23 protein-coding genes are annotated in these 22161 nt (G+C 69.7%); 11 read left to right on the top strand and 12 right to left on the bottom strand.

The window, feature by feature from the left end; translation table 11 throughout:
• Positions 1–145: 145 nt before the first annotated feature.
• The 7 genes from ACIRCZ_RS07935 to paaA form a co-directional block, all read right to left on the bottom strand.
• A complete protein-coding gene (locus ACIRCZ_RS07935) occupies positions 146–1543 on the bottom strand; it encodes an LLM class flavin-dependent oxidoreductase (protein ID WP_402851444.1) in 1398 nt (465 codons plus the stop codon).
• A gap of 133 nt (positions 1544–1676) precedes the next feature.
• Positions 1677–2447 (bottom strand): enoyl-CoA hydratase/isomerase family protein, encoded by a 771-nt coding sequence (locus ACIRCZ_RS07930; RefSeq protein WP_402851442.1) that lies wholly within the window; start codon positions 2445–2447, stop codon positions 1677–1679.
• Between the two features lie 9 nt (positions 2448–2456).
• Positions 2457–3563, bottom strand: coding sequence for a 1,2-phenylacetyl-CoA epoxidase subunit PaaE (gene paaE, locus ACIRCZ_RS07925; protein ID WP_055895164.1), 1107 nt, complete (start codon positions 3561–3563; stop codon positions 2457–2459).
• Positions 3563–4060: a 1,2-phenylacetyl-CoA epoxidase subunit PaaD gene (gene paaD, locus ACIRCZ_RS07920; protein WP_055895165.1), complete on the bottom strand. Its 498-nt coding sequence runs from the start codon at positions 4058–4060 to the stop codon at positions 3563–3565. The genes paaE and paaD overlap by 1 nt, the downstream gene beginning before the upstream one ends.
• Positions 4057–4887: a 1,2-phenylacetyl-CoA epoxidase subunit PaaC gene (gene paaC, locus ACIRCZ_RS07915; RefSeq protein ID WP_055895167.1), complete on the bottom strand. Its 831-nt coding sequence runs from the start codon at positions 4885–4887 to the stop codon at positions 4057–4059. Before paaC ends, paaD begins: the two co-directional genes overlap by 4 nt.
• Positions 4884–5198, bottom strand: coding sequence for a 1,2-phenylacetyl-CoA epoxidase subunit PaaB (paaB, locus tag ACIRCZ_RS07910; protein ID WP_055895169.1), 315 nt, complete (start codon positions 5196–5198; stop codon positions 4884–4886). The genes paaC and paaB overlap by 4 nt, the downstream gene beginning before the upstream one ends.
• Complete coding sequence (paaA, locus tag ACIRCZ_RS07905; RefSeq protein WP_402851437.1) at positions 5198–6193, bottom strand: 1,2-phenylacetyl-CoA epoxidase subunit PaaA; 996 nt, start codon at positions 6191–6193, stop codon at positions 5198–5200. Before paaA ends, paaB begins: the two co-directional genes overlap by 1 nt.
• A gap of 97 nt (positions 6194–6290) precedes the next feature.
• Here paaA and paaI point away from each other — a divergent pair, with 97 nt between their 5' ends.
• The 7 genes from paaI (at position 6291) to ACIRCZ_RS07870 (ending at position 12492) form a co-directional block, all read left to right on the top strand.
• Positions 6291–6692, top strand: coding sequence for a hydroxyphenylacetyl-CoA thioesterase PaaI (gene paaI / locus ACIRCZ_RS07900; RefSeq protein WP_055895173.1), 402 nt, complete (start codon positions 6291–6293; stop codon positions 6690–6692).
• Positions 6693–6746: 54 nt separating this feature from the next.
• Positions 6747–8072, top strand: coding sequence for a phenylacetate--CoA ligase PaaK (paaK, locus tag ACIRCZ_RS07895; protein WP_402851433.1), 1326 nt, complete (start codon positions 6747–6749; stop codon positions 8070–8072).
• 31 nt (positions 8073–8103) lie between these two features.
• Positions 8104–8700 carry a TetR/AcrR family transcriptional regulator gene (locus tag ACIRCZ_RS07890; protein WP_402851430.1) on the top strand — a complete coding sequence of 199 codons (597 nt, stop codon included), beginning with the start codon at positions 8104–8106 and terminating at the stop codon, positions 8698–8700.
• A 163-nt stretch (positions 8701–8863) separates the two neighbouring features.
• On the top strand, positions 8864–9151 hold the full coding sequence (locus tag ACIRCZ_RS07885) for a hypothetical protein (protein WP_157480350.1): 288 nt from the start codon (positions 8864–8866) through the stop codon (positions 9149–9151).
• 1 nt (position 9152) lies between these two features.
• Positions 9153–11150, top strand: coding sequence for an alpha/beta hydrolase (locus ACIRCZ_RS07880; RefSeq protein ID WP_402851426.1), 1998 nt, complete (start codon positions 9153–9155; stop codon positions 11148–11150).
• 62 nt (positions 11151–11212) lie between these two features.
• Positions 11213–11875 carry a hypothetical protein gene (locus ACIRCZ_RS07875; RefSeq protein ID WP_402851423.1) on the top strand — a complete coding sequence of 221 codons (663 nt, stop codon included), beginning with the start codon at positions 11213–11215 and terminating at the stop codon, positions 11873–11875.
• Positions 11876–11937: 62 nt separating this feature from the next.
• A complete protein-coding gene (locus tag ACIRCZ_RS07870) occupies positions 11938–12492 on the top strand; it encodes a hypothetical protein (RefSeq protein WP_402851420.1) in 555 nt (184 codons plus the stop codon).
• Positions 12493–12525: 33 nt separating this feature from the next.
• On the opposite strand, the gene paaZ is transcribed toward ACIRCZ_RS07870, so the two are convergent.
• The 4 genes from paaZ to ACIRCZ_RS07850 are packed head-to-tail and all read right to left on the bottom strand — an operon-like array spanning position 12526 to position 17538.
• Positions 12526–14592 carry a phenylacetic acid degradation bifunctional protein PaaZ gene (gene paaZ / locus ACIRCZ_RS07865; RefSeq protein ID WP_402851418.1) on the bottom strand — a complete coding sequence of 689 codons (2067 nt, stop codon included), beginning with the start codon at positions 14590–14592 and terminating at the stop codon, positions 12526–12528.
• Complete coding sequence (locus tag ACIRCZ_RS07860; protein WP_402851415.1) at positions 14589–15566, bottom strand: 3-hydroxyacyl-CoA dehydrogenase family protein; 978 nt, start codon at positions 15564–15566, stop codon at positions 14589–14591. Before ACIRCZ_RS07860 ends, paaZ begins: the two co-directional genes overlap by 4 nt.
• Positions 15563–16309: an enoyl-CoA hydratase/isomerase family protein gene (locus ACIRCZ_RS07855; RefSeq protein WP_402851701.1), complete on the bottom strand. Its 747-nt coding sequence runs from the start codon at positions 16307–16309 to the stop codon at positions 15563–15565. The genes ACIRCZ_RS07860 and ACIRCZ_RS07855 overlap by 4 nt, the downstream gene beginning before the upstream one ends.
• A 44-nt stretch (positions 16310–16353) precedes the next feature.
• A complete protein-coding gene (locus ACIRCZ_RS07850) occupies positions 16354–17538 on the bottom strand; it encodes a thiolase family protein (RefSeq protein ID WP_402851412.1) in 1185 nt (394 codons plus the stop codon).
• A gap of 115 nt (positions 17539–17653) precedes the next feature.
• On the opposite strand from ACIRCZ_RS07850, the gene ACIRCZ_RS07845 reads away from it, so the two are divergent.
• The gene (locus ACIRCZ_RS07845; protein WP_402851409.1) at positions 17654–18052 is read left to right on the top strand and encodes a PaaI family thioesterase; all 399 of its coding nucleotides are present in this window, start codon (positions 17654–17656) and stop codon (positions 18050–18052) included.
• 27 nt (positions 18053–18079) lie between these two features.
• On the opposite strand, the gene ACIRCZ_RS07840 is transcribed toward ACIRCZ_RS07845, so the two are convergent.
• The gene (locus tag ACIRCZ_RS07840) at positions 18080–18508 is read right to left on the bottom strand and encodes an Lrp/AsnC family transcriptional regulator (RefSeq protein ID WP_402851406.1); all 429 of its coding nucleotides are present in this window, start codon (positions 18506–18508) and stop codon (positions 18080–18082) included.
• A 128-nt stretch (positions 18509–18636) separates the two neighbouring features.
• On the opposite strand from ACIRCZ_RS07840, the gene pdhA reads away from it, so the two are divergent.
• From pdhA to ACIRCZ_RS07825, 3 genes are read left to right on the top strand one after another with little or no spacing between them, the layout of a single operon-like run.
• Positions 18637–19752, top strand: a complete 1116-nt coding sequence (gene pdhA, locus ACIRCZ_RS07835; protein ID WP_402851403.1) for a pyruvate dehydrogenase (acetyl-transferring) E1 component subunit alpha — start codon at positions 18637–18639, stop codon at positions 19750–19752.
• The gene (locus ACIRCZ_RS07830; RefSeq protein ID WP_402851400.1) at positions 19749–20795 is read left to right on the top strand and encodes an alpha-ketoacid dehydrogenase subunit beta; all 1047 of its coding nucleotides are present in this window, start codon (positions 19749–19751) and stop codon (positions 20793–20795) included. Before pdhA ends, ACIRCZ_RS07830 begins: the two co-directional genes overlap by 4 nt.
• On the top strand, positions 20792–22147 hold the full coding sequence (locus tag ACIRCZ_RS07825) for a dihydrolipoamide acetyltransferase family protein (protein WP_402851397.1): 1356 nt from the start codon (positions 20792–20794) through the stop codon (positions 22145–22147). Before ACIRCZ_RS07830 ends, ACIRCZ_RS07825 begins: the two co-directional genes overlap by 4 nt.
• The last annotated feature ends 14 nt before the right edge of the window (positions 22148–22161 follow it).

Raw genomic sequence — 22161 nt, 5'->3', positions numbered from 1 at the left:
CTTCCGTCGTTACGGAGACACGCCGCGGCGCCGGAGCGTTACCCGCGCGTCCGGCGCCACGTGGGGTCGGCGCATTCGAAGCCCTGTGCCGCCTTGCCGCGATTGTCCTGCTGTCGTCCCTCGAGCGGTAGACAGACAGGGAATTCTACTGCTGAGCCGCTGAGGCTGCGGTCGTCGCTCCGACCCGGTAGCGGGCGCCGCGGTGGTTCTCCGGGAGGCGGTCGCCTGCCCCGTGCAGCTTGTGTCGCAGGCTTCCCTCCACGTACTCCTCCGGGTATGCACCGCGCTTGCGCAGCTCGGGGATGACGAACTCCACCACGTCCTCGAAGGTCCCAGGCGTGATCGCGTACGCCAGGTTGAACCCGTCGACGTCGGTGTCCTCCACCCACTCCTGCAGCTGGTCGGCGATCTCCGAGCCGGAACCGATGATGAACGGGCCGAGGCCGCCGATCGCCCCGAGGCGGCCGATGTCGCGCACCGTCCACTCGCTGCCGTCCTCGTTGGCACGCTGGTAGTTGGCGACAGCAGACTGGATGGCGTTGCTCTGCACGTTCCCGATCGGCTCGTCGAGGTCGTAGGTGGACAGGTCGACGCCCATCCAGCCGGACATGAACACCAGTGCGCCCTCCGGCGAGGCGTACGTCAGGTAGTCCTCGTACTTCGCCTGCGCCTTCTCGCTTGTCTCGTCGGTGATGATCGTGAGCAGCGTGTAGATGCGCGCGGCGTAGCGGTCGCGCCCGGCCGCTTCGAGCGCATCCCGCAGCTTGGCGACCGTCGCCTTCAGGCCCTCCTTGGTGGAGGCGGCGACGAAGATGGCCTCCGCGTTCGCCGCGGCGAACCCGATGCCGCGACTGGATGCGCCCGCCTGGTAGATCACCGGCGTGCGCTGGGTGCTCGGCTCCGACAGGTGGATGCCCGGCACCGTGTAGTGCTTGCCCTGGTGGCCGATCTCGTGCACCTTCGACGGGTCGGTGAACACGCCGGTCTCGCGGTCGCGGACGACGGCGTCGTCCTCCCACGACCCCTCCCAGAGCTTGTAGAGCACTTCGAGGTATTCGTCTGCCTGGTCGTAGCGGTCGTCGTGCTGCAGCTGGTCTTCGTGGCCCATGTTGCGCGCGGCAGACGGCAGGTAGCCGGTGACCACGTTCCAGCCGATCCTGCCGTTGGTCAGGTGGTCGAGCGTCGACATCCGGCGCGCGAACGGGTATGGATGCTCGTACGCCGTGCCCGCCGTGATCCCGAACCCGAGGTGCTCTGTGACGAGCGCCATCGCGGACACCAGCAGCACGGGGTCGTTCACCGGCACCTGGGCGCCGTGCCGGATGGCGGCCTCGTTCGATCCGCCGTACACGTCGTATGTGCCGAGCACGTCGGCGATGAAGATGCCGTCGAACGCGCCGCGCTCCAGCAGCTTGGCGAGCTCCGTCCAGTATGTGAGGTCCTTGTAGCGCCAGGCCTGGTCGTCCGGGTGTCGCCACATGCCGGAGGACTGGTGGGCGACGCAATTCATGTCGAAGGCGTTGAATCGGATCTGACGGGTCATGAAGCCAGGATGGGGGACGACCGTCCCCGACCGCACTCCGGCCGAAACCTGGCGTAAAGAAGAGTGGACGGCCGCGTCACTCGCGGCTCGCGCTCCGCGTCACTCGCTGGTCGTGCTCCGAGTCACTCGCGCGTCACTCGCCGCGGAACTCCGGCTTCCGCTTCTGCTGGAATGCGGCGAACCCTTCGCGGTAGTCCGCCGTGGCGCGCAGTTCTTCCTGCGCGCGGTTCTCGGCGGCGACCGCATCCCACAGCGCGAGCTCGCCGTCGCGGATGGCGGCCACGATCCGCTTGCTCGCCAGCAGTGCCGCGGTGGCGCCGGATGCGGCGGTCGCTGCGGCCGCATCCACCGCCTGCTGCAGCTCGCCGGCAGGAAGCGCCCTGCTGAACAGCCCGGAGGCGACCGCCTCCGTCCCGCTCATCAGCCGCCCGGTGTAGATGAGGTCGAGCGCCTTGTGGGCACCGAGCCGCGAGACGAACAGGGAGTGCCCTCCCGAGTCGAGGAGCGCCCCGAGCGCCGCGAACGGCGAGCCGATCTTCGCGTCGTCCGCCACGTAGACCACGTCGGTGGCCAGCAGCAGACCGAGGCCGACGCCGAGGGATGCGCCCTGCGCCGCCGCGAAGGTCGGCGCGGGGAAGGCGCTCATCCTGCGCAGCAGCGGCGTCACCAGGCCGTCGAGGTAACCGCTGACGTCGTCGGTCGCCGGGTCGACACCAGCGATGTCGCGCCCGGCGCAGAACGCACGCCCCGTGCCGCTCAGCACGAGCGCGCGCGCCCCGGCCGCCTCGGCCTCCTGGTATGCGGAGGACAGCTCGCGCAGGCCGGTCTCGTCGAGCGCGTTCAGCTTGGCGGGCGCGTCCAGGGTGACCCTGGCGATCCCGTCTGCGATGGCGAGGTCGATCATCGGTGCTCCCTAAACGTCGTAGTTCACGACGACGCGGTCGGTCAGTGGATGCGATTGGCAGGTGAGCACGTAGCCGCGCTCCAGCTCCTCCGGTTCGAGGGCGTAGTTCTCCGTCATGCGCACGTCGCCGGTGACGAGCCGCGCCCTGCAGGTGCCGCAGACACCGCCGGCGCAGGCGAACGGCACGTCCGGCCGCACCCGCAGGGCGGCGTTCAGCACGGACTCGTTCGCATCCACCGGAGTGTCGACCGTCGAGGTCTGGCCGTCGAGCGTGAACTCGATCTGCACGGTCTTGTCGCCCTCGCGAGCGACGACGGGGTGACCGGCGTCGCCGGTGACCTGCCCCGGCTCGCCGGTGGTGAACAGTTCGAACCGGAGGTGCGAGCGGTCGACGCCGACGGACTCCAGCACGTCCCGGCAGAGTTGCACCAGCTCGAACGGGCCGCAGAGGAACCACTCGTCCACCGTGGCGGGCGGGATGAGCACGTCGAGCATCCGGCGGAATCGCTCCTCGTCGATGCGGCCGGACAGCAGCGGCGCAGAGCGCTGCTCGCGGGAGAGCACGTGGTGCAGCGCGAGCCGCGACGGGTACCGGTCTTTCAGATCGGCCAGCTCTTCCAGGAACATGACGTCGATCGCCGTCCTGTTCGTGTAGACGAGCGTGAACTGCGAGGTGTCGGACGCCGACAGGATGCTGTGCGCGAGCGACATCAGCGGCGTGATACCGGAGCCGGCGGCGATCCCGACGATGTGCTTGCCGTCGAGGCTGCCGAGGTCGGTGGTGAATGTGCCCTGCGGACTCATCACGTCGATGCGGTCGCCCGGCTTGAGCTCGCTGGTGGCCCAGGTGGAGAACGCGCCGCCCAGGTCGCGCTTGATCGCGACGCTGATGCTGCCCGCCCGACCATCGGTCGGACGCTGCGGCGGCCGGCAGATCGAGTAGCTGCGGCGCAGCTCGCGTCCGGACACGGTGGCGCGGAGGGCGACGTGCTGCCCCGGCTGGTAGTCGTACTCGCCGCGCAGCGCCTCCGGCACGGCGAACGTCACCTCGACACTGGCCGCGGTGAGCGGCCGCACGTCCGCGACTGCGAGCGTGTGGAATCGTGCGCGCGCCATCACAGCACCTTGAAGTAGTCGAACGGCTCACCGCACGCGCGGCACTCGTACAGCGCCTTGCACGATGTGGAGCCGAAGTGCGAGAGCTCGCGGGTGTCGAGCGACTGGCAGTTCGGGCACTTCACGGCCATCCGGATGCGCACCGGCCCTGAGGCGACGGCGGCGGCACCGGTCGGCGGCGCGATCCCGAATTCCGCGAGCGCTGCTTTGCCCTTGTCGCTGATCCAGTCCGTTGTCCAGGCGGGGGAGAGCGCGAGACGCACCGTGACGGGACCGAAGCCGGCGGCGGTGAGCGCCTGCACCACGTCGGCGCGGATCGTCTCCATGGCCGGACACCCGCTGTACGTCGGGGTGACGACGACGTGCACGCCGTCGTCGGTGACGGTGACCTCGCGCAGTACGCCGAGGTCGTCGATCGTGAGCACGGGCACCTCAGGATCCACGACGGCCGCTGCCACGTTCCAGGCGGTGTCCGCCTCGGCGAAATGGCCGCTCACCAGGTGGCTCCGGGGAACTGCCTGGCGAGCACCTGCATCTCGGCGAGCATCGGCCCCAGGTGCTCCGAGTGCCGTCCGTGCCTCCCGCCGCCCGAGGCGGTGAACACGGCCGGCAGTTCCAGTCCGGTCTCGTCGAGCACCGGGCGGATGCTCGCGTCGAATGCCGGACGCAGCGACGACGGACGCGGCGCGACGTCCTCGAGCCGGTCGAACAGCTCGTCGTCGGTGAACAGCTCCTCGACGTACGGCCACAGGTCGAAGAGCGCGGTGACGGTGCGGCGGCGCGACTCGTCCGTGCCGAGCGCGAGGCGGAGCATCCACTGGTCGGCGTGGTCGCGGTGGTAGTCGACCTCTTTGACCGCCTTGGCCGCGATGGCGGCGAGGGTCGGGTCTGCGGAGGCGCGCAGCCGCTCGTACAGCTCGAAGAGGTAGTGCGAGACGGCGAACTGCCGCACGATGGTGTGCGCGAAGTCACCGTTCGGCTGCTCCATCAGGTGCGCGGAGCGGAACTCGTGCTCGTCGCGCCAGTAGGCGAGGTCGTCCTCCGACCGGCCGGATGCGGTCCCCGCGTAGCGCAGGAGGGAGCGCGCGTGCCCGAGCAGGTCGAGCGCGATGTTGCCGAGCGCGACGTCCTCCTCCAGCTCCGGTGCGCGGGAGATCCAGGAGCCGAGGCGCTGCGAGAGCACGAGGGCGTCGTCGCCCAGCCGGGTGGCGTACTCGGCCGTGTCCGGCCCAGCGAGCTCGTCGCCCGCGATGAACTCGCTGTCGAGGGAGACGGCGGAGAGTTCGATGTGACCGTGCTCCGGCTCGGTGGTGGGCTCTGTCACAGGTGCTTCACCCCCTCGCTCTCGGTGTAGTAGGTGGCGTGGCGGTAGTTCTTCCCGGAAGGCGACTCGAAGAACGCTCCCTTCGCATCCGGATCGCTGGCGGTGATCGCGTCGGACGGGACCACCCAGATCGAGACGCCCTCGCTGCGACGGGTGTAGAGGTCGCGGGCGTTGCGCACGGCCATCGTCTCGTCCGGCGCGTGCAGGGAACCGACGTGCACGTGGCTGAGCCCGCGGCTCGAGCGCACGAAGACCTCCCAGAGCGGCCAGATCTCCGCGTGGCCGGCGTCCGGTGTGCCGGGGGCGGCCATCAGGCGACCGCCTGTCCGGGAGAGGCGGCGTCGGCCTGCGTTGCGCCGGCTTGTTTGGCTGCGTACGCCGCGGCGGCCTCGCGCACCCAGCGTCCGTCCTCGTGCGCCTCGCGGCGGCGCGCCATCCGCTGCGCGTTGCACGGCCCGCGGCCGGCGAGTACCTCCTGGAACTCCGTCCAGTCGATCGGGCCGAGGTCGTACGCCTGGCGTTCCTCGTTCCAGCGCAGGTCGGGGTCGGGCAGCGTGACGCCGAGCACCTCGGCCTGCGGCACGAGCATCCCGACGAACCGCTGGCGCAGGTCGTCGTTGGAGAAGCGCTTGATCTTCCACGCCATCGAGCGGGCGGAGTTGGGGGAGTCGTCGTCCGGCGGGCCGAACATCATCAGCGACGGCCAGTACCAGCGGTTCACCGCATCCTGGGCCATCTCGCGCTGCTCGGCCGTCCCGCGCATCAGCGTGAGCAGGATCTCGAAGCCCTGCCGCTGGTGGAACGACTCCTCTTTACAGATGCGCACCATCGCGCGTCCGTACGGCGCGTACGACGCGCGGCACAGCGGCACCTGGTTGCAGATCGCAGCGCCGTCGACCAGCCAGCCGATCGCGCCCATGTCCGCCCAGCTCAGCGTGGGGTAGTTGAAGATCGAGGAGTAGCGCGCTTTGCCGGCGATCAGCTGCTCCGTCATCTCGTCGCGGGTGATGCCGAGGGTCTGCGTGGCGGAGTAGAGGTAGAGGCCGTGGCCCGCCTCGTCCTGCACCTTCGCCATCAGGATGGCCTTGCGCTTGAGGCTCGGGGCACGGGTGATCCAGTTGGCCTCCGGCTGCATCCCGATGATCTCTGAGTGCGCGTGCTGGGACATCTGCCGGATGAGGGTCTTGCGGTAGTCGTCCGGCATCCAGTCGCGTGGCTCGACGCGGGAGTCGGTGTCGAGGAGTTCGGCGAAGCGAAGCTCTTCCGGTGTGCGCTCCTGAGGGAGCGGCTCTGCCGTGATGGTCATCGTCGACCCTTCCGAATTACTAACTGATCGTTCGGTTAGTATATAGTCTGGAACACGGTCCGGCAAACGCGGCGGGGCCGGCGACGAGGAGGTCGGAATGACGCACGCGCCCGCCAAGGCGATGATGGAACGCGACAGAGCATCCCGCGCCCTCGGCATGGTCGTGGAGCAGTCGGAACCCGGCAGCGCCACCGTCCGGATGCTCATCCGCGACGACATGCTCAACGGCTTCGACGTCACCCACGGCGGTTTCGTCTTCTCGCTCGCCGACACGGCGTTCGCGATCGCCTGCAACGAGGACGAGCGGGTGACCCTCGCATCCGGAGCCGACATCGTCTTCCTCAAACCGACCACGGCCGGCCAGACCCTCACCGCGACGGCGCGGGTGCGGGCGCGCAGCGGCCGGACCGGCCTCTACGACGTGAGCGTAACCGACGACGACGGCGAACCCGTCGCGGAGTTCCGTGGGCGCAGCCACACCACCACTCGCACCGCCTAGCCCACCCTTCCTTTCCCCTTCCTCACCAGCACGACAGCACCAACGGAGGTCCCGATGTCGACGACGACACCGACCAAGCCAGCATTCCGCCCGCCGGCGGCGGACGAGCTCGATCAGGAGGAACGGCTCGACCGCGACGCGCTTCGCGCTCTGCAGCTGAAACGCCTGCAGTGGACCGTACGGCACGCGTACGACAACGTGCCGCTGTACACCGCCAAGCTGGATGCGGCCGGCGTGCGGCCGGACGACATCCGCACGCTCGACGACGTGGCCATGCTGCCGTTCACCACCAAGGAGGACCTGCGGCAGACGTACCCGTTCGGCATGTTCGCCGTTCCGATGGAGCGCATCGCGCGCATCCACTGCTCCTCCGGCACCACGGGGCGCCCGACGGTCGTCGGGTACACCGCAGGCGACCTCGACCGCTGGGCGTCGCTCGTCGCCCGCTCTCTCCGTGCTGCAGGGGTGCGACCGGGGATGCGCGTGCACAACGCATACGGCTACGGCCTGTTCACGGGCGGCCTCGGCGCCCACGCCGGCATCGAGAAGCTCGGTGCGACCGTCATCCCGATGTCGGGCGGGCAGACCGCCAAGCAGGTGCAGCTCATCCAGGACTTCGAGCCGGAGGTGATCCTGTGCACGCCGAGCTACCTGCTGACGATCGCCGACGCGATGGTGGAGGCGGGCATCGACCCGCGCTCGACCTCCCTGCGTGCCGCAGTGCTCGGCGCTGAGCCGTGGACGAACGCGATGCGGCTGGAGCTGGAGGACAGGCTCGGCATCGACGCGCTCGACATCTACGGGCTCAGCGAGGTGATGGGGCCGGGCGTCGGCAGCGAGTGCCTGGAGACGAAAGACGGCCCGCACATCTGGGAGGACCATTTCCTGCCAGAGGTGGTCGACCCGGAATCCGGCGCCGTGCTGCAGGACGGCAGCCCGGGCGAGCTGGTGTTCACCAGCCTCACCAAGGAGGGTTTCCCCGTGCTGCGCTACCGCACCCGCGACCTCACCAGGCTGCTGCCTGGCACGGCCAGGCCCGGAATGCGCCGCATCGAGAAGGTGACAGGGCGCGACGACGACATGATCATCCTGCGCGGCGTGAACCTGTTCCCGACGCAGATCGAGGAGCTGGTGCTCGGCATCGACGACCTCTCTCCGCACTTCGTCCTCGAACTGACCCGCCCGGCGACGCTGGATGTGCTGACCGTGCGCATCGAGTCCCGCCCTGGCGCCGACGCGGATGCGGCGGACAGGGCGTGCGCGCTGCTGGTGCAGCGGGTGAAGGAGCGCATCGGTGTGACGGTGAACGTGGCGCGCGAGGAGCCGGGCAGGCTGGAGCCGAGTGCGGGCAAGCAGCAGAGGCTGTTCGACCTGCGGTAGGCGCATCCGCGGTATGCCAGACTTGAGGGCTATGACTGAGACCGAGATCCGACGGGGCCGCCCTGGCTACGATCAGCGCGGCATCCTCGAGGTCTCCGTCGCGGCTTTCAACGAGCACGGCTACGACGCCACCTCCATCGGGATGCTCGCCGAACGGCTCGGCCTCTCCAAATCGGCCATCTACCACCACGTCTCGTCCAAGGACGAGCTGCTGGAGCTGGCGCTCGGCGAAGCCCTCGACAGCCTGGAGGGTGTCCTCACCGAGGACGGCGCGACGACGGGCGACGCCGCCGACCGCCTCGCCCACGTGCTGCGCGGCGCGGTGCGCGTGCTCGTCGACAAGCTGCCGTACGTGACGCTGCTGCTCCGCGTGCGCGGCAACACCGAGGTGGAGCGCGCCGCCCTGGCCAGACGCCGCGCCTTCGACCGCGCGGTCGCCTCCCTCGTGGTGGAGGCGCGCGACGCAGGCTCTCTGCGCGCCGACCTCGACCCCGGCATCGTCTCGCGACTCCTCTTCGGCATGATCAACTCGATCGCCGAGTGGTACCGCCCAGGCGGCCAGGAGGACGCCGACCAGCTCGCCGCCGACGTCCTCACCGTCGCCCTCGACGGCCTCCGCGTGAAGTAGTCGCGCGCCCGTCCGCCTGAGCCGACTCCGTCCCGACGGAGAACGCCGCTCCTCCGTCGATCGAGGAGTCTTCGGCGCGCACTCTTCGTGCCGATGAAATTATGAATAAAAATCCGGTGTACTGTATGACCTACTCTTGACGAAGAACATGAGGGTGGAGAGTATGACTGGGACAATCTCCGTGCGGGTCGATGAACTGCGAGACGGCGCACGCGTCCTGGGGACGATGCCGGCTGCGCCTCGGAGCGTGACCGTCGGCATGGGGGACCTGGGGAGCGCCAGAGCGGATGCGGCGTTCGAGCGGTACTACCCGACGTGGTCGTCGGAGTGCTCGGCGGCGGTGCGGAGCGTCGAGAGACTGGCCGCACTGCTCGGCGCGGCGGCGGACACGTATGTGCGACGCGACACCGAGGCGGCGAGAGGTTTTGCGGGAGGCGCTCGTGCGTTCTAGGGTGACGGACTGGTCGCCCGTCGAGTTCGACGACGACCCCACTCCGGGGAATGTGGACGTGGTGGACTCCTTGACGATGGACCTCCGGGCGCGTGGCGCGTGGTTCTGGTCCATCTCAGGACTTCTGAGCGCTGTAGGCATGCAGGTGGGGGCTCCGGCCTGGTCGGGTCTTGCCGGACAGGCGTTCCGTGCACGGTTGAGCGCCCTCCAGGTCGCCATCGACCAGGCGTCGAAACGGAATTTCGAGGCCGGTGATGCCAGCCAGAAATGGGCGGAGGCGATGTTCGCCGCGCAGTTCGATGCGGATCGGGCACTGCGTGCTGCGGAAGAGGCGCAGGCGGAGATCGCGATGGCCGAGGCGTCGATGCTGGCGTTGGCCGGTTCCTGCGGTCAGGCCATCGCGGCGGTGGAGGAGATGACCCACCTCTTCTCCACGTATGCGAACACCACGCCCCCTCCGAGAACCCAGGTTCCGTCGCTGGCCGAGGTGGTCGCGGCGAAACAGCACGCGGAAATGCTCCGGTCCGACCGCGACCGGGCCGCGAGGACCCTGGAGGAGGCGCAGGAGCGGCTGGAGCAGGCTCGTGCGCATGCCCGCGCCGCTCAGTGGGCGTTCGGCGACGCGGAGACCCGCTTCGCCGCGGCGATCGAGCGCGCCGCTTCCGCCTCTCCGGACTCGCTGTTCGCGGATCTTCAGGAGTTCACCGCCGCCGTCGGGACGCTGACCACGATGGAGAAGGTCACCGGGTCCGGCGGCGTCACGCTGCTGTCGATGCTCGGTCGGCTCCCGCTCGACCAATTGAAGGCCCTCCTGGCCGATCCTGCGCTGGCGCAGCAGTTCTGGGAGAACCCGCCGGCGCCCGAAGCGGTGGCCGGGTGGTGGCACAGCCTCGACGCGAAGAGGCGAGCGGCCTGCATCCAGGCCGTCCCCGGGATCATAGGCAATCTCCCCGGGGTGCCGTACAAAGACCGGAACACCGCGAACCTGATCAGCTACGAGGCGGCGAAGAAGGACCCTAGTCTCACTGATGCCCAGCGCGCCGTGATTGCAGCGATGAAGAAGGCGCTCACCCCTCCCGATAAGGATGTTCCCGTTCAACTGGTGGCGTTCAACTTCTTCGCAGAGCCTCCGATGTTCGCTGTCGGGTACGGGGACCTCGACACCTGCTGGCCGACGACCTGGTGCGCGGGCGGGATGGGATTCGGCGCCGAAGATGCCTTGGAGGATTGGAGTACCGCGGGCAAGAACCTGTGGAGAGCTCAGTCCGATCTCGGTGGCTCGAACTCGGGAGTGGTGGCAGCTTTCGAATACGACAACCCCGACGCTATGGGCGTGAATTTCAGCGACGCGGCGAAGAACGGTGCAGCGCGGTTGGCGGCGGAGCTCGATGGCAACGCCGAGGTGCGCAACGGCTTCTCGTCTACGTACTCGCCGATCTCCGTCACCGCGCATTCCTACGGCACGACGATGGCCTCGATCGGGCTGACGCTGGTGAAGACGAAGATCGACTCGTTCGTGATGGTGGGTTCTGCGGGCATCGACACCTCCGTGGTGCGCTCGGTGTCGGCAATCAGGGCGGATCGTGTGTATACGACCGCTGCGTCTCCGGACCAGCTCGCCCCGTTCGGGGCCGCGTTTTCGGGACGTGCCAACCCGAATCCGGACCTGACGCTGCCGTTCGGCGAGTCGTTCGGGGGTGCCCAGTCGTTCAATTCGGACGGTGATGGGAAGGATCTGCTTGCGGTGGATGGGCACAACCCGATCGGTACGTCGGACAGGTCCACGCTGGGGTGGATTGGGAACACGGAACCGTCCGAAGGACACGGGTACTACGACCGGAACACCCAGTCCCTCCAGAACATTGCGGCGGTCACGACGGGCAAGTTGGAAAAGCTCAGTGGTCCGCTGACGGATACCGGCAAGAAGGCCGCGGAACACAATCGGCAGGCTGCGGCGAACCTTGAGCGTCTGTCCCGGCAGGTGGGTTCGGGTCGATGACCCGCGTCTTCCGCGCCCTGATGGTAGCTGCCGTCACGACTCTTACTCTTGGAGGTTGCACTATGCCGTCGAATTATCCTGATTCTCGCAAGACTGGGCAGGAGTTGCGTATCGAGACCATCGCGGCGATGGAAGCTGCGATCGCCGCTTCGGGATTTCCCGATGGCTGGGGTTTCGATCTCGGCCCGGACGCCGCACAATGGGACCCTGCTACGGAGGAGTTCATCGGTGCGGGTTGCGCCACCCGACCCGGCAACCGGGGCCAGCTCTTCCAGGTCGAACTCTTTCATGCGCCGGACGGGGATCCGGTTGCATTCGCCATGAAGATGGGTGAGTTCTGGAAAAGCCGGGGCTACACCGTGACGGCAGTGGGCGATATCGATCGCGGGGCGCGGCACTTCACGGAACTTCGCGCAGACCGCAGTGACGGCAGCCTTTACGCGGGCGTGACTGCGCACACAACGGCGTTCAATCTCGGCGTGTACTCCGAGTGTACGACTGATCCCAGTCTGGAGAAGTTCGCCGGCCCGAACGGGTATCGCTCGTTCGATTGGAACGACCCGAATCCGTATCGTCCGACGAACAGCCCGAGCATCACCCCGTACCCCCGACTGACGGTGCGCGGTCCGATGGCCGTGTTGGTGACGATGAGCTCCGCGGCTGCTTGCGTGAACGTGGGGGTGGACCTTGAGCGTCTGTCCCGGCAGACGGATTTGAGTCGATGAACCGCGCTGTCCGCGCCCTGCTGGTCGCTGTCGTCACAGTTCTTACTCTTGGAGGTTGCGCTATGCCGTCGAAGTATCCTGATTCCCACAAGACGGGGCAGCAGCTGCGTATCGAGACCATCGCGGCGATGGAAGCTGCGATCGCCGCTTCAGGGTTTCCTGACAGGTGGAGATTCGGCCTCTTGCCCGATGCGGCGGAATGGGATCCTCCTACTGAAGAGTTCATCGGCGCAAGTTGTACGACCGGGCCAGGCAACCGCGGCATGCTCTTCGAAGTCACCCTCCGTCACGCGCCGGACGGGGATCCGGTTGCGTTCGCCAGGAAGATGGGTGAGTTCTGGGAAAGCCAGGGCTACAGTGTGACGGCGGTCGGAGATATCGACCGCGGGTCTGAGCACGACACGTCCTTTCGCGCTGATAGGCACGACGGCAGCCTCTATGCCGCTGTCTACGCCAACACGATCTCTTTCAATCTCAGCATCTACTCCGAGTGCTCCACTGATGCCAGCTTGGAGAAATTCGCCGGCCCGAACGGGTATCGCACCTTCAACGAAACCGACCCCAACCCGTACCGTCCGACGAACAGCCCGAGCATCACGCCGTACCCCCGCGACTGACGGCGAAAGCCCCCCAAACGCGCCCCCGCCGCATCACTCCTTCGACACGAGCGTCAGCACGTCGTACGTGGCGACCGTCTCGTCGTGCTGGTTGTGGATGACCGCATCCCAGCGCACCTCGCCGTACTCGTCCGTCTCACGGGGCGTGATCTGCTTGGCCGTCAAGGTCACCCGGATGCTGTCGCCCGGCACCACCGGCGTCAGGAAGCGCAGGTTCTCCAGGCCGTAGTTCGCGAGCACCGGCCCTGGAGCAGGGTCGACGAACAGCCCGGCCGCCCAAGACACGAGGAGGTAGCCGTGGGCGACACGGCCGGGGAAGAACGGGTTGGCGGCCGCCGCCTCCTCGTCCATGTGCGCGTAGAACGTGTCGCCGGTGAACGTCGCGAACGTCTCGATGTCGTCGAGGGTGACGCGGCGGCTCTTCGAGAGCACCTGGTCGCCGATCGTCAGGGTCGACAGCGCCTTGCGGAACGGGTGCACCCCGTCCGCGCTCGCCGTCGCGCCCTGGTGCCACACCCCGGTCACAGCCGTCAGCAGCTCCGGCGTGCCCTGGATCGCCGTGCGCTGCATGTGGTGCAGCACGGCACGGATGCCGCCCAGCTCCTCGCCGCCGCCTGCCCGGCCGGGCCCGCCGTGCACCAGGTGCGGCATCGGCGATCCGTGGCCGGTGGAGGTGCGGGCGTCGTCGCGGTCGAGCAGCAGCACGCGGCCGTTGGATGCGGCGATACCGGTCACGAGGTCCCGCGCGAGAGCAGTGTCGTGGGTCGCGACGCTGGTGACGAGCGAGCCGCCGCCGCGTGCCACCAGGCGCACCGCGTCCGCCGTGGTGTCGTAGCTCAGGATGCTCGCGACGGGGCCGAACGCCTCGATCGTGTGGACCGCATCCACGTCGGCGTCGGCGAAGCGGAGCACGATGGGGGACACGAACGCGCCGTCCGCCTCCCGGCCGGTCGAGCCGTCCGCGCGCAGCACCTCCGGCACCGCGAGGTCGCCGACGACGATCTCGCCGCCGGCGTCGACCAGGCGGCCGACCTGGCGCAGCACCTCCTCACGCTGTGCGAGCGATGCGAGCGGGCCCATGGTCACGCCGTCCGCCCGCGGGTCGCCGACGACCACCCGCTGCTGGATGCGCTCGCGCACGGCGGCCACCACGTCGTCCACCGCGGCGGCCGGCACGATGGCGCGGCGGATCGCGGTGCACTTCTGGCCGGACTTCGCCGTCAACTCTGTCACCAGCTGCTTCACGTACGCGTCGAACTCCGGAGTCCCCGCCACAGCGTCCGCGCCGAGCACGGAGGCGTTGATCGAGTCGGTTTCGCTGGTGAACCGCACCCCGCCGGTCTGCACGGCGTCGTGCGCGCGCAGCTTCTCCGCGGTCGACGCCGAACCGGTGAACGCGACGATGTCGCCGAGCCGCAGGTTCTCGAACAGGTCGGGGACAGCGCCGGACACCAGTTGCAGCGATCCCGCTGGCAGCAGCCCGGTCTCGTCCAGGATGCGCACCATCGCCTCTGCGACATATCCGGTGGGCGTCGCGGGCTTCACCAGCGTCGGCACCCCGGCGAGGAACGCCGGGGCGAACTTCTCCAGCGCGCCCCACACCGGGAAGTTGAACGCGTTGATCTGCACGGCGACGCCGTTCAGCCTGGTGTAGATGTGGCGGGCGATGAACGAGCCGTCCGCGGACAGCGACTCGACAGGACCGTCGAGGTACACCTGGCCGTTCGGCAGCTCGCGCCGCCCCTTCGACGAGTACGTGAAGAGCACGCCGATGCCGCCGTCGATGTCGATCCACGAGTCGGTCTTCGTGGCACCTGCACGGCTGGACAGCGCGTACAGCTCGTCCTTGCGAGCGGTGAGCGCCTGCGCGAACTGCTTGAGCAGCACGGCACGCTGGTGGAAGGTCAGCGCGCCGAGCGACGCCTGCCCGACCGTGCGGGCGTATTCGAGCGCGCCCGCCAGGTCCAGACCGGCCGTGCTCACCCTGGCGACGAGCTCGCCGGTGGAGGCGTCGCGCACCTCGGCGGCGTCCGTGTCGTCGGCCGCCGGCGTCCACCACCCGCCCGTGACATAGCTGGGAAGAATGTCGTGCTGGTTCATCGGTGAACCTCCGGGGTCGCGGGGTGGGAATCGGTGGATGAGGTCGTCGGGGTCGTCGGGGTCGTCTGGGGCGTCGGGGCCTGCGCGTCCGGCCAGTCGTAGAAGCCACGCCCCGACTTCCGCCCGAGGCGCCCTGCGGCGACCATCGAGCGCAGCAGGGCAGGCGGTTCGAAGCGTGCGCCGAGGTGCTCGTGCAGGTACTCGGCGATGCCGAGCCGCACATCCAGGCCCACCAGGTCGGTGAGCCGCAGCGGGCCGACCGGATGCTTGTAGCCGAGCACCATCGCGGCGTCGATGTCCTCGGCGCTCGCGACGCCCTCCTCGAGCATCCGGATCGCCTCGAGTCCGAGGGCGACGCCGAGCCGCGACGAGGCGAAGCCGGGTGCGTCGGACACGGTGATGGGCGTCTTGCCGATCGCGGCGACCCAGCCCTGCGCCGTCGTCACCACCTCCGGCAGGGTGGCAGCGCCGGTGACCACCTCGACGAGCGACGACGCCGGCACGGGATTGAAGAAGTGCATCCCGAGGAAGCGGTCGGGGGAGCGGAGGGCGCCGGCGAGCTCGTCGATGGAGATGGAGGAGGTGTTGCTCGCGAGAACGGCGTCGTCGGCCAGCGCGCTCTCCACGCGGCGCAGCGCATCCACTTTGAGGTCGCGGTCCTCCGGAACGGCCTCGACGACCAGGCCGCAGGAGCCGAAGCCGTCGGTGGAGGTCGCGGTCGAGAGCTGCTTCGCCAGGTCGTCGGCGCTGTGCTCGGTCGCTCCGCGCTGCACCGACGCGTCGATGGCACTCCTGACGCGCGCGCGGGCGGCGTCCGCCGCCTCGTCGTCGCGCTCCACCACGGTCACGGCCGCCCCGGCCAGGAGGAACGCGTGGGCGATGCCCGCGCCCATGCGGCCGCCGCCGAGCACCCCGACGCGCTCGGGAACGCCACTGGAGACGGGAGCCCCGCTCCGTTCGTCGCCACCGCTCATCGCTTCCGCCTCCGCTCCAGGAACTCGGTCATCCGCCTGTGCTTCTCCGGCGATTCGAACAGCACGGCCTGCGCGTCCGCCTCCGCTGCGGGATGCGCGGAGCGCGGCGCGTGGAAGACCGCTTTGGTGTACCGCGTGGCCAGCCGGTCGTTGGCGGCGATGCGGTCGGCCAGCGCGTGCGCGGCGGGCAGCAGAGCCTCCGGTTCGTGCAGCTCGGTGACGAGCCGCGCCGCCAGCGCCTCCTCGCCGTTCAGGACGCGTCCGGCGAGCACGATCTCCTTGGCCAGCGGCTCGCCGACCAGCTCCGCCAGCCGCCAGAGCGCACCGGCCGCCGCGATGATGCCGAGCCCCGTCTCCGGGTTGCCGATGCGCAGCCGGGGGGTGCCGATGCGGAAGTCGGCCGCGTACGCCAGCTCCGCCCCTCCGCCGAGCGCGTAGCCGTCGACGGCGGCGATCACCGGGAGCGGAAGGGCCGCGATCCGGCTGAACACCGTGGCGTTGATGAGGAGGCGCGCGTCGGCCGCCGTCCGTTCGCGCAGCTCGGCGATGTCGGCTCCGGACGCGAACACCCCGTCGCCGCCCGTGACGATCAGGATGCGCGGCTCCGCTTCCAGGGCGGCGCACAGCTCGTGCAGGTCGTCGACCATCCGCTGGTCGATCGCGTTCCTGGCCTCCGGGCGGTTCAGCCGCACGACGACGCGGTCGTCGCCCTCCTCGACCAGGAGCGTGCGCATCCCGTTCATCCCCGCTCCGCTCTCAGCCCTGTTCCCGCCGCTGCCGGCGCCGCTCATGCTCTCTCCACGATCATCGCGGCGCCCTGGCCGACGCCGACGCACATCGTGGCGAGCCCGTACTGCGAGCGCTCGCGCTCCATCCGCCCGAGCAGGGTGACCAGCAGGCGGGCGCCGCTCGAACCGAGCGCGTGCCCGAGCGCGATGGCGCCGCCGTCGGCGTTGACGCGATCGCCGTCCAGCCCGAGTCTTCTGATGCACGCGAGCGACTGACTGGCGAACGCCTCGTTCAGCTCGATGCTGCCGAGCTGTCCGATGTCGAGCCCGCTGCGCTCCAGCGCCTTGTTCACCGCAGGCACGGGGCCGAGGCCCATGATCTCGGGTGCGACGCCGACGCTCGTGCCGACGACGACGCGGGCTCTCGGCGTCAGACCGTACCTGGCGACCGCGTCGGCGCTCGCCACGACGATCGCGGAGGCGCCGTCGTTGAGCGGAGACGCGTTGCCCGCGGTGACCACGCTGCCGCCCGCGACGACCGGCTTGAGCGCGGCGAGCGCATCCATCGTCGTGTCTCGGCGGATGCTCTCGTCGGCCGTCACGGTTCCCCGCGGCGTCTCGACCGGCAGGATCTCGTCCGCGAACCGTCCGGCGTCCGTCGCAGCGGCCGCGCGCTGGTGGCTGCGCAGGGCGAAGGCGTCTGCGTCGGCGCGGCTGATGCCGTCGAGGCGCGCCACCTCCTCCGCCGTCTCCGGCATCGAGTACGTGGCCTTGTCTCGCTCCAGGAAGCGAGGGTTGGTGAAGCGCCAGCCGATCGACGTGTCGAACTGCGGCCCTGGCTTCGCGAAGGCGCGCTCCGGCTTGCCCTGCACCCAGGGCGCTCTGGTCATCGACTCGACCCCGCCGGCGACGACGATGTCCGCGTCCCCTGCCCTGACCGCCTGCGCCGCCATTGTGACTGCGGAGAGCCCCGATGCGCAGAGCCGGTTCACCGTGATGCCCGGCACCGCGTCCGGCAGCCCGGCGAGCAGCGTGGCCATGCGGGCGACGTTGCGGTTGTCCTCTCCCGCCTGGTTGGCCGCACCGAAGATCACTTCGTCGATCGTGTGCTGCTCGATGCCGGCGCGGCGAACGGCCTCGGCGATCACGAGCGCCGCGAGATCGTCGGGACGCACTCCGCTCAGGGCTCCGCCGTAGCGTCCGACCGCCGTGCGCACTCCGCCGACGAGGTAGGCCTCGGTCATTGCTGCCCCTGTTCGTTCATCATCGAGCGACGTCCGGAATTACCGACCGAACGTTCAGGAAGTAATCTTTTCAGACGCGGCCGCTCACCACAACTCCGCGGCTATGCTGTGGCGCATGAGCGACGGCGACTGGACCATCCACCTCGGGGAACTGGACGAGAAGATGGGGGTCCGCATCCTGGAACAGTCGGCGGAGCGCGTGGTCGCCACGATGCCGGTCGAGGGCAACCGGCAGTCGTTCGGGCTGCTGCACGGCGGCGCGTCCGTCGCCTTCGCGGAGGCGCTCGGCTCCTGGGCGGCCGTGATCCACGCCGGCCCAGGCCGCACGGCCGTCGGCGTCGACATCAACGCAACGCACCACCGCTCGGCCCGCACCGGACTCGTGACCGGCATCGCGACGGCCATCCGCCTCGGGCGCACCATCGCGTCTCACGAGATCGTCGTGACCGACGAGGATGGCAACCGCCTCTGCACCGCCCGCATCACCAACCTCATCCTGGACAAGGCCGACTGATCATCGACACGGCCTGAGCGCACGCGGCTACCGGAGGTCGTGATCCTCGAAGACGAGCGACGTCTTGGTGTCGCGGACGGAGGGGATCGCCGGCAGCTGCTCCAGGACGACGCGGCGCAGGTCTTCGTTGTCGCGGGCGCGGACGAGCAGGATCACGTCGAAGTCGCCGCCGACCAGCGCGAAGTGCTCCACCTCCGGGATGGCGCCGAGCGTGTCCCTGAGCTCGTGCCAGGACGCCTGGTCCACCCGCAGCGTCACGTAGGCCGACGACGCGCGGCCGGACAGCCGGGGGTCGACCTTCGCCGTGAACCCCGTGATCACGCCATCCTCGATCAGCCGGGAGAGCCGCGTGTACGCGTTCGCGCGGGAGACGTGCGCCGCCTCGGCGACCGCCGTGATGGAGGCGCGGCCGTCGGCGCGCAGCGCGTCGATGATGCGGGAGTCGATGTCGTCCATGTCTGTCAGACAGTTTGACATCGAAACAGAGGATGCGCATCCATTCGTCTCGAAAACGTCGCACCTCTAGCGCGCGCGATCCAGCGAAGTCATCCTGAAAGACAGCGACGTCTTTCAAAGGAGAACGGATGCACGCCGACGACCTGCTGCCGTGCGCCACCCCGCTGCGGCTGATCGAACAGGACGGTTCGTCCCACGAGGACGACCTATACCCCACCCCGTCCGTCGAGCGGATGCTCGACGGCTACAGCAAGCTCGTGCTCGGCCGTCGCATCAACGACCAGGCCAACGCGCTCGTGCGCCAGGGCAGGCTCGCCGTCTACCCGTCGTCGCACGGCCAGGAGGCCTGCGAAGTCGCAGCGGCCATGGTGCTCGCCGACGGCGACTGGCTGTTCCCCACCTACCGCGACACGGTCGCCGTCATCACGCGCGGCGTCGACCCGTTCGACGCGTTCCAGCTGCTGCGCGGAGACTGGCACTCCGGCTACGACCCGCGCGAGCACAACGTCGCCCCGCAGGCCACGCCGCTCGCCACCCAGCTCCTGCACGCCGTCGGCTTCGCGCACGCCGCCAGGATGCGCGGCGAGGACACGGTCGTCCTCGCCATCTGCGGCGACGGCGCCACCAGCGAGGGCGACTTCCACGAGGCGATGAACTTCGCCGCCGTCTTCCACCTGCCCGTCGTCTTCCTCGTGCAGAACAACGGCTACGCCATCTCGGTGCCGCTCAGCAGACAGACGGCCGCGCCCAGCATCGCGCACAAGGGCATCGGCTACGGGATGCGCGGCCGTCAGGTCGATGGGAACGACCTCGCCGCACTGCTCGCCGTCCTCGGCGAGGCGGTGGACGAGGCCCGCGACGGGGGAGGCCCGACCCTCGTGGAGGCGCTGACGTACCGCATCCAGTCGCACACCAACGCCGACGACGCCTCCCGCTACCGCAGCGACGACGAGGTCACGCCCTGGCTCGCCCGCGACCCTCTGCTACGGGTGCGCGCCTGGCTGAGGTCGATGGATGCACTGAGCGACGGAGACGAGGTCGAGCTCCAGGCCCACGCGGAGAGGGTCGCCAGCGACCTGCGTGCCGCCGTCAACGCCGAGGCCGAACCGCATCTGGAAGACCTGTTCGCACACGTCTACGCCGCGCAGACGCCGCAGTTGCGCGAGCAGGCGGCGCAGCTCGCCGACGAGCTGGCCAGACAGCGGCAGGCAGACACCGCACACGACCAGGAGGCAGCCAGATGACGCTCATGCACGACGCACCGGCCGACCACGGCGCGACCGGCGGCACCGCGGCGGAGCCGACGATCGTCACCATGTCGATGGCCCAGGCCATCAACCGGGCGATGGCGGACGCTCTCGACGCCGACCCTTCCGTCCTCGTCTTCGGCGAGGATGTCGGCGTGCTCGGCGGCGTCTTCCGCATCACCGACGGCCTCGCCGCCCGGTTCGGCGAGGCCCGCTGCTTCGACACCCCGCTCGCGGAGGCCGGAATCGTGGGCACCGCCGTCGGCATGGCCATGAACGGGATGCGCCCGGTGGTCGAGATGCAGTTCGACGCGTTCGCGTACCCGGCGTTCGAGCAGATCGTCGACCACGTGGCCAAGATGGGCAACCGCACCAAGGGGGCGGTGCGGCTCCCGATGGTGATCCGCATCCCGTACGCGGGCGGCATCGGAGGGGTCGAGCACCACTCCGACTCGTCCGAGTCGTACTACGCGCACACGCCGGGGCTGACGGTGGTGTCGCCTGCAACGCCGCAGGATGCGTACGGGCTGCTCCGCGCATCCATCGCGTCGCCGGATCCCGTGGTGTTCCTGGAGCCGAAGAAGCTCTACTGGTCCACGGGCGAGGTCGACCTCGCCGCTCCCATCCCGCAGCTCGGCCGAGCCCGCATCGCCAGGGAGGGCACGGACGCGACGCTGATCGCATACGGCCCGAGCGTGCCCGTCGCGCTCGCCGCGGCGGAGGCCGCAGAGGAGGAGGGGCGCAGCCTGCAGGTGGTCGACCTGCGCAGCCTCGTGCCGTTCGACGACGAGACGGTCTGCGCCGCTGTGCGCTCGACGGGGCGTGCCGTGGTGATCGCGGAGGCGCCTGGCTTCGCCAGCATGGCCAGCGAGATCGCGGCACGGGTCTCCGAGCGCTGCTTCCACGTGCTGGAGGCGCCCGTTCGCCGGGTGACCGGATTCGACACCCCGTTCGCGCCGCCCAAGCTGGAGCGGTTCTACCTGCCAGGGGTCGACCGCGTCCTGGACGCGGTGGACGACCTGCAGTGGGAGGACGCGTGAGCGCGCAGGTCTTCCGGCTGCCGGACCTCGGCGAGGGACTCACCGAGGCGGAGCTGGTGCGCTGGCTGGTCGCGGTCGGCGACGTGATTGCCGTCGACCAGCCCATCGCCGAGGTGGAGACGGCCAAGTCGGTCGTGGAGGTGCCGTCGCCGTTCGCTGGCGCCGTCGCCGCGCTGCACGGCGAGGAGGGCGAGGCGCTGGCCGTCGGCGCCCCGCTGATCGAGGTGGACGAGCCGCAGAGCACACAGGACGAGCCGCAGAGCGCGCCCGAGAACCAGCGCACGCCGGACCAGACGAGCACGGCCGGCTCCGGCCACGTGCTCGTCGGCTACGGCACGACAGAGCTGCACCGCTCCGGCCGTCGCCGCGTGCGCCGCTCGACGGTGACGGCGACCGCCGTGTCCGTGCCCGCTCGTTCCGGACCCGTGCCCGTGATCTCGCCCGTCGTCCGGACGCTGGCGCGCACCCACGGCATCGACCTGTCGACCGTTCGCGCGACCGGGGAGGGCGGCGTCATCACCCGTCGCGACGTGGAGGAGGCGTTCGCCGCTGCGGCGCCCGCTGCTGCTGCCGTCGCCCCGGCTTCCGCGCGCGCTGCAGCGCGCGCTGCAGCGCCCGCCGCTGCGCCCACCGTCGACCAGCGCACGGGGCTCGCGCTCCGCGCATCCACCCCGTTCTCGCTCTTCCGCCGCACCGTCGCCGCGAACATGACCCGCAGCCGCTCCGAGATCCCCGAGGCGACCGTCTGGGTCGACGTGGACGTCACCGAGCTGTGGGATGCGCGTCGCCGCCTTCGCTTCGGCGACCGGACGCCGTCGCTGCTGTCCTTCGTCGCCCGCTTCACGCTGGCAGCGCTCGCGCGCCGTCCAGAGCTGGCCGGCCGGGTCACCGCGGACGGCGCCGGCATCGACACCTTCGACGGTGTCAACCTCGGCTTCGCCGTCGACTCCCCGCGCGGACTCGTCGTCCCCGTCGTACGCCGAGCAGACCGGATGACCATCCGAGAGCTCGACGGCGCGTTCGACAGGCTCACGCGCGACGCCCGGGCCGGTGGCCTCGCCCCGGCCGAGCTCACCGGCTCGACCTTCACGATCAACAACTACGGCAGCCTCGGCGTCGACGGCAGCGCCGCGATCATCAACCACCCGGAGGTCGCGATCCTCGGCATCGGCCGGATGATCGAGCGCGCCTGGGTGGTCGACGGCGCCGTGGTCCCACGGCGCATCGCCCAGCTCTCGCTGGTCTTCGACCACCGGGTGACGGACGGGGGCGTCGCAGCCGGGCTGCTGCGCGACATCGCCGACGCGATGGAGTCGCCGCTCGCCCTGCTCGCGGACGCGCCCCCGGCATGAGCTGCGAGCAGATC

This window comes from Leifsonia sp. NPDC102414 (assembly GCF_044765685.1).
In the GTDB taxonomy this organism is placed as follows: Bacteria; Actinomycetota; Actinomycetes; order Actinomycetales; family Microbacteriaceae; genus Leifsonia.
The sequence above is the reverse complement of the archived record's forward strand: the minus strand, read 5'-3'. Positions and strand labels throughout refer to the sequence as shown.

Excerpts from the sequence above, each read along its gene's own strand:
- ACIRCZ_RS07935 (WP_402851444.1), bottom strand. The coding sequence starts at position 1,543 with ATGACCCGTCAGATCCGATTCAACGCCTTCGACATGAATTGCGTCGCC.
- ACIRCZ_RS07930 (WP_402851442.1), bottom strand. The coding sequence starts at position 2,447 with ATGATCGACCTCGCCATCGCAGACGGGATCGCCAGGGTCACCCTGGAC.
- paaE (WP_055895164.1), bottom strand. The coding sequence starts at position 3,563 with ATGGCGCGCGCACGATTCCACACGCTCGCAGTCGCGGACGTGCGGCCG.
- paaB (WP_055895169.1), bottom strand. The coding sequence starts at position 5,198 with ATGGCCGCCCCCGGCACACCGGACGCCGGCCACGCGGAGATCTGGCCG.
- paaA (WP_402851437.1), bottom strand. The coding sequence starts at position 6,193 with ATGACCATCACGGCAGAGCCGCTCCCTCAGGAGCGCACACCGGAAGAG.
- paaI (WP_055895173.1), top strand. The coding sequence starts at position 6,291 with ATGACGCACGCGCCCGCCAAGGCGATGATGGAACGCGACAGAGCATCC.
- paaK (WP_402851433.1), top strand. The coding sequence starts at position 6,747 with ATGTCGACGACGACACCGACCAAGCCAGCATTCCGCCCGCCGGCGGCG.
- ACIRCZ_RS07890 (WP_402851430.1), top strand. The coding sequence starts at position 8,104 with ATGACTGAGACCGAGATCCGACGGGGCCGCCCTGGCTACGATCAGCGC.
- ACIRCZ_RS07885 (WP_157480350.1), top strand. The coding sequence starts at position 8,864 with ATGACTGGGACAATCTCCGTGCGGGTCGATGAACTGCGAGACGGCGCA.
- ACIRCZ_RS07875 (WP_402851423.1), top strand. The coding sequence starts at position 11,213 with ATGCCGTCGAATTATCCTGATTCTCGCAAGACTGGGCAGGAGTTGCGT.
- ACIRCZ_RS07870 (WP_402851420.1), top strand. The coding sequence starts at position 11,938 with ATGCCGTCGAAGTATCCTGATTCCCACAAGACGGGGCAGCAGCTGCGT.
- paaZ (WP_402851418.1), bottom strand. The coding sequence starts at position 14,592 with ATGAACCAGCACGACATTCTTCCCAGCTATGTCACGGGCGGGTGGTGG.
- ACIRCZ_RS07860 (WP_402851415.1), bottom strand. The coding sequence starts at position 15,566 with ATGAGCGGTGGCGACGAACGGAGCGGGGCTCCCGTCTCCAGTGGCGTT.
- ACIRCZ_RS07855 (WP_402851701.1), bottom strand. The coding sequence starts at position 16,309 with ATGAACGGGATGCGCACGCTCCTGGTCGAGGAGGGCGACGACCGCGTC.
- ACIRCZ_RS07850 (WP_402851412.1), bottom strand. The coding sequence starts at position 17,538 with ATGACCGAGGCCTACCTCGTCGGCGGAGTGCGCACGGCGGTCGGACGC.
- ACIRCZ_RS07845 (WP_402851409.1), top strand. The coding sequence starts at position 17,654 with ATGAGCGACGGCGACTGGACCATCCACCTCGGGGAACTGGACGAGAAG.
- ACIRCZ_RS07840 (WP_402851406.1), bottom strand. The coding sequence starts at position 18,508 with ATGGACGACATCGACTCCCGCATCATCGACGCGCTGCGCGCCGACGGC.
- pdhA (WP_402851403.1), top strand. The coding sequence starts at position 18,637 with ATGCACGCCGACGACCTGCTGCCGTGCGCCACCCCGCTGCGGCTGATC.
- ACIRCZ_RS07830 (WP_402851400.1), top strand. The coding sequence starts at position 19,749 with ATGACGCTCATGCACGACGCACCGGCCGACCACGGCGCGACCGGCGGC.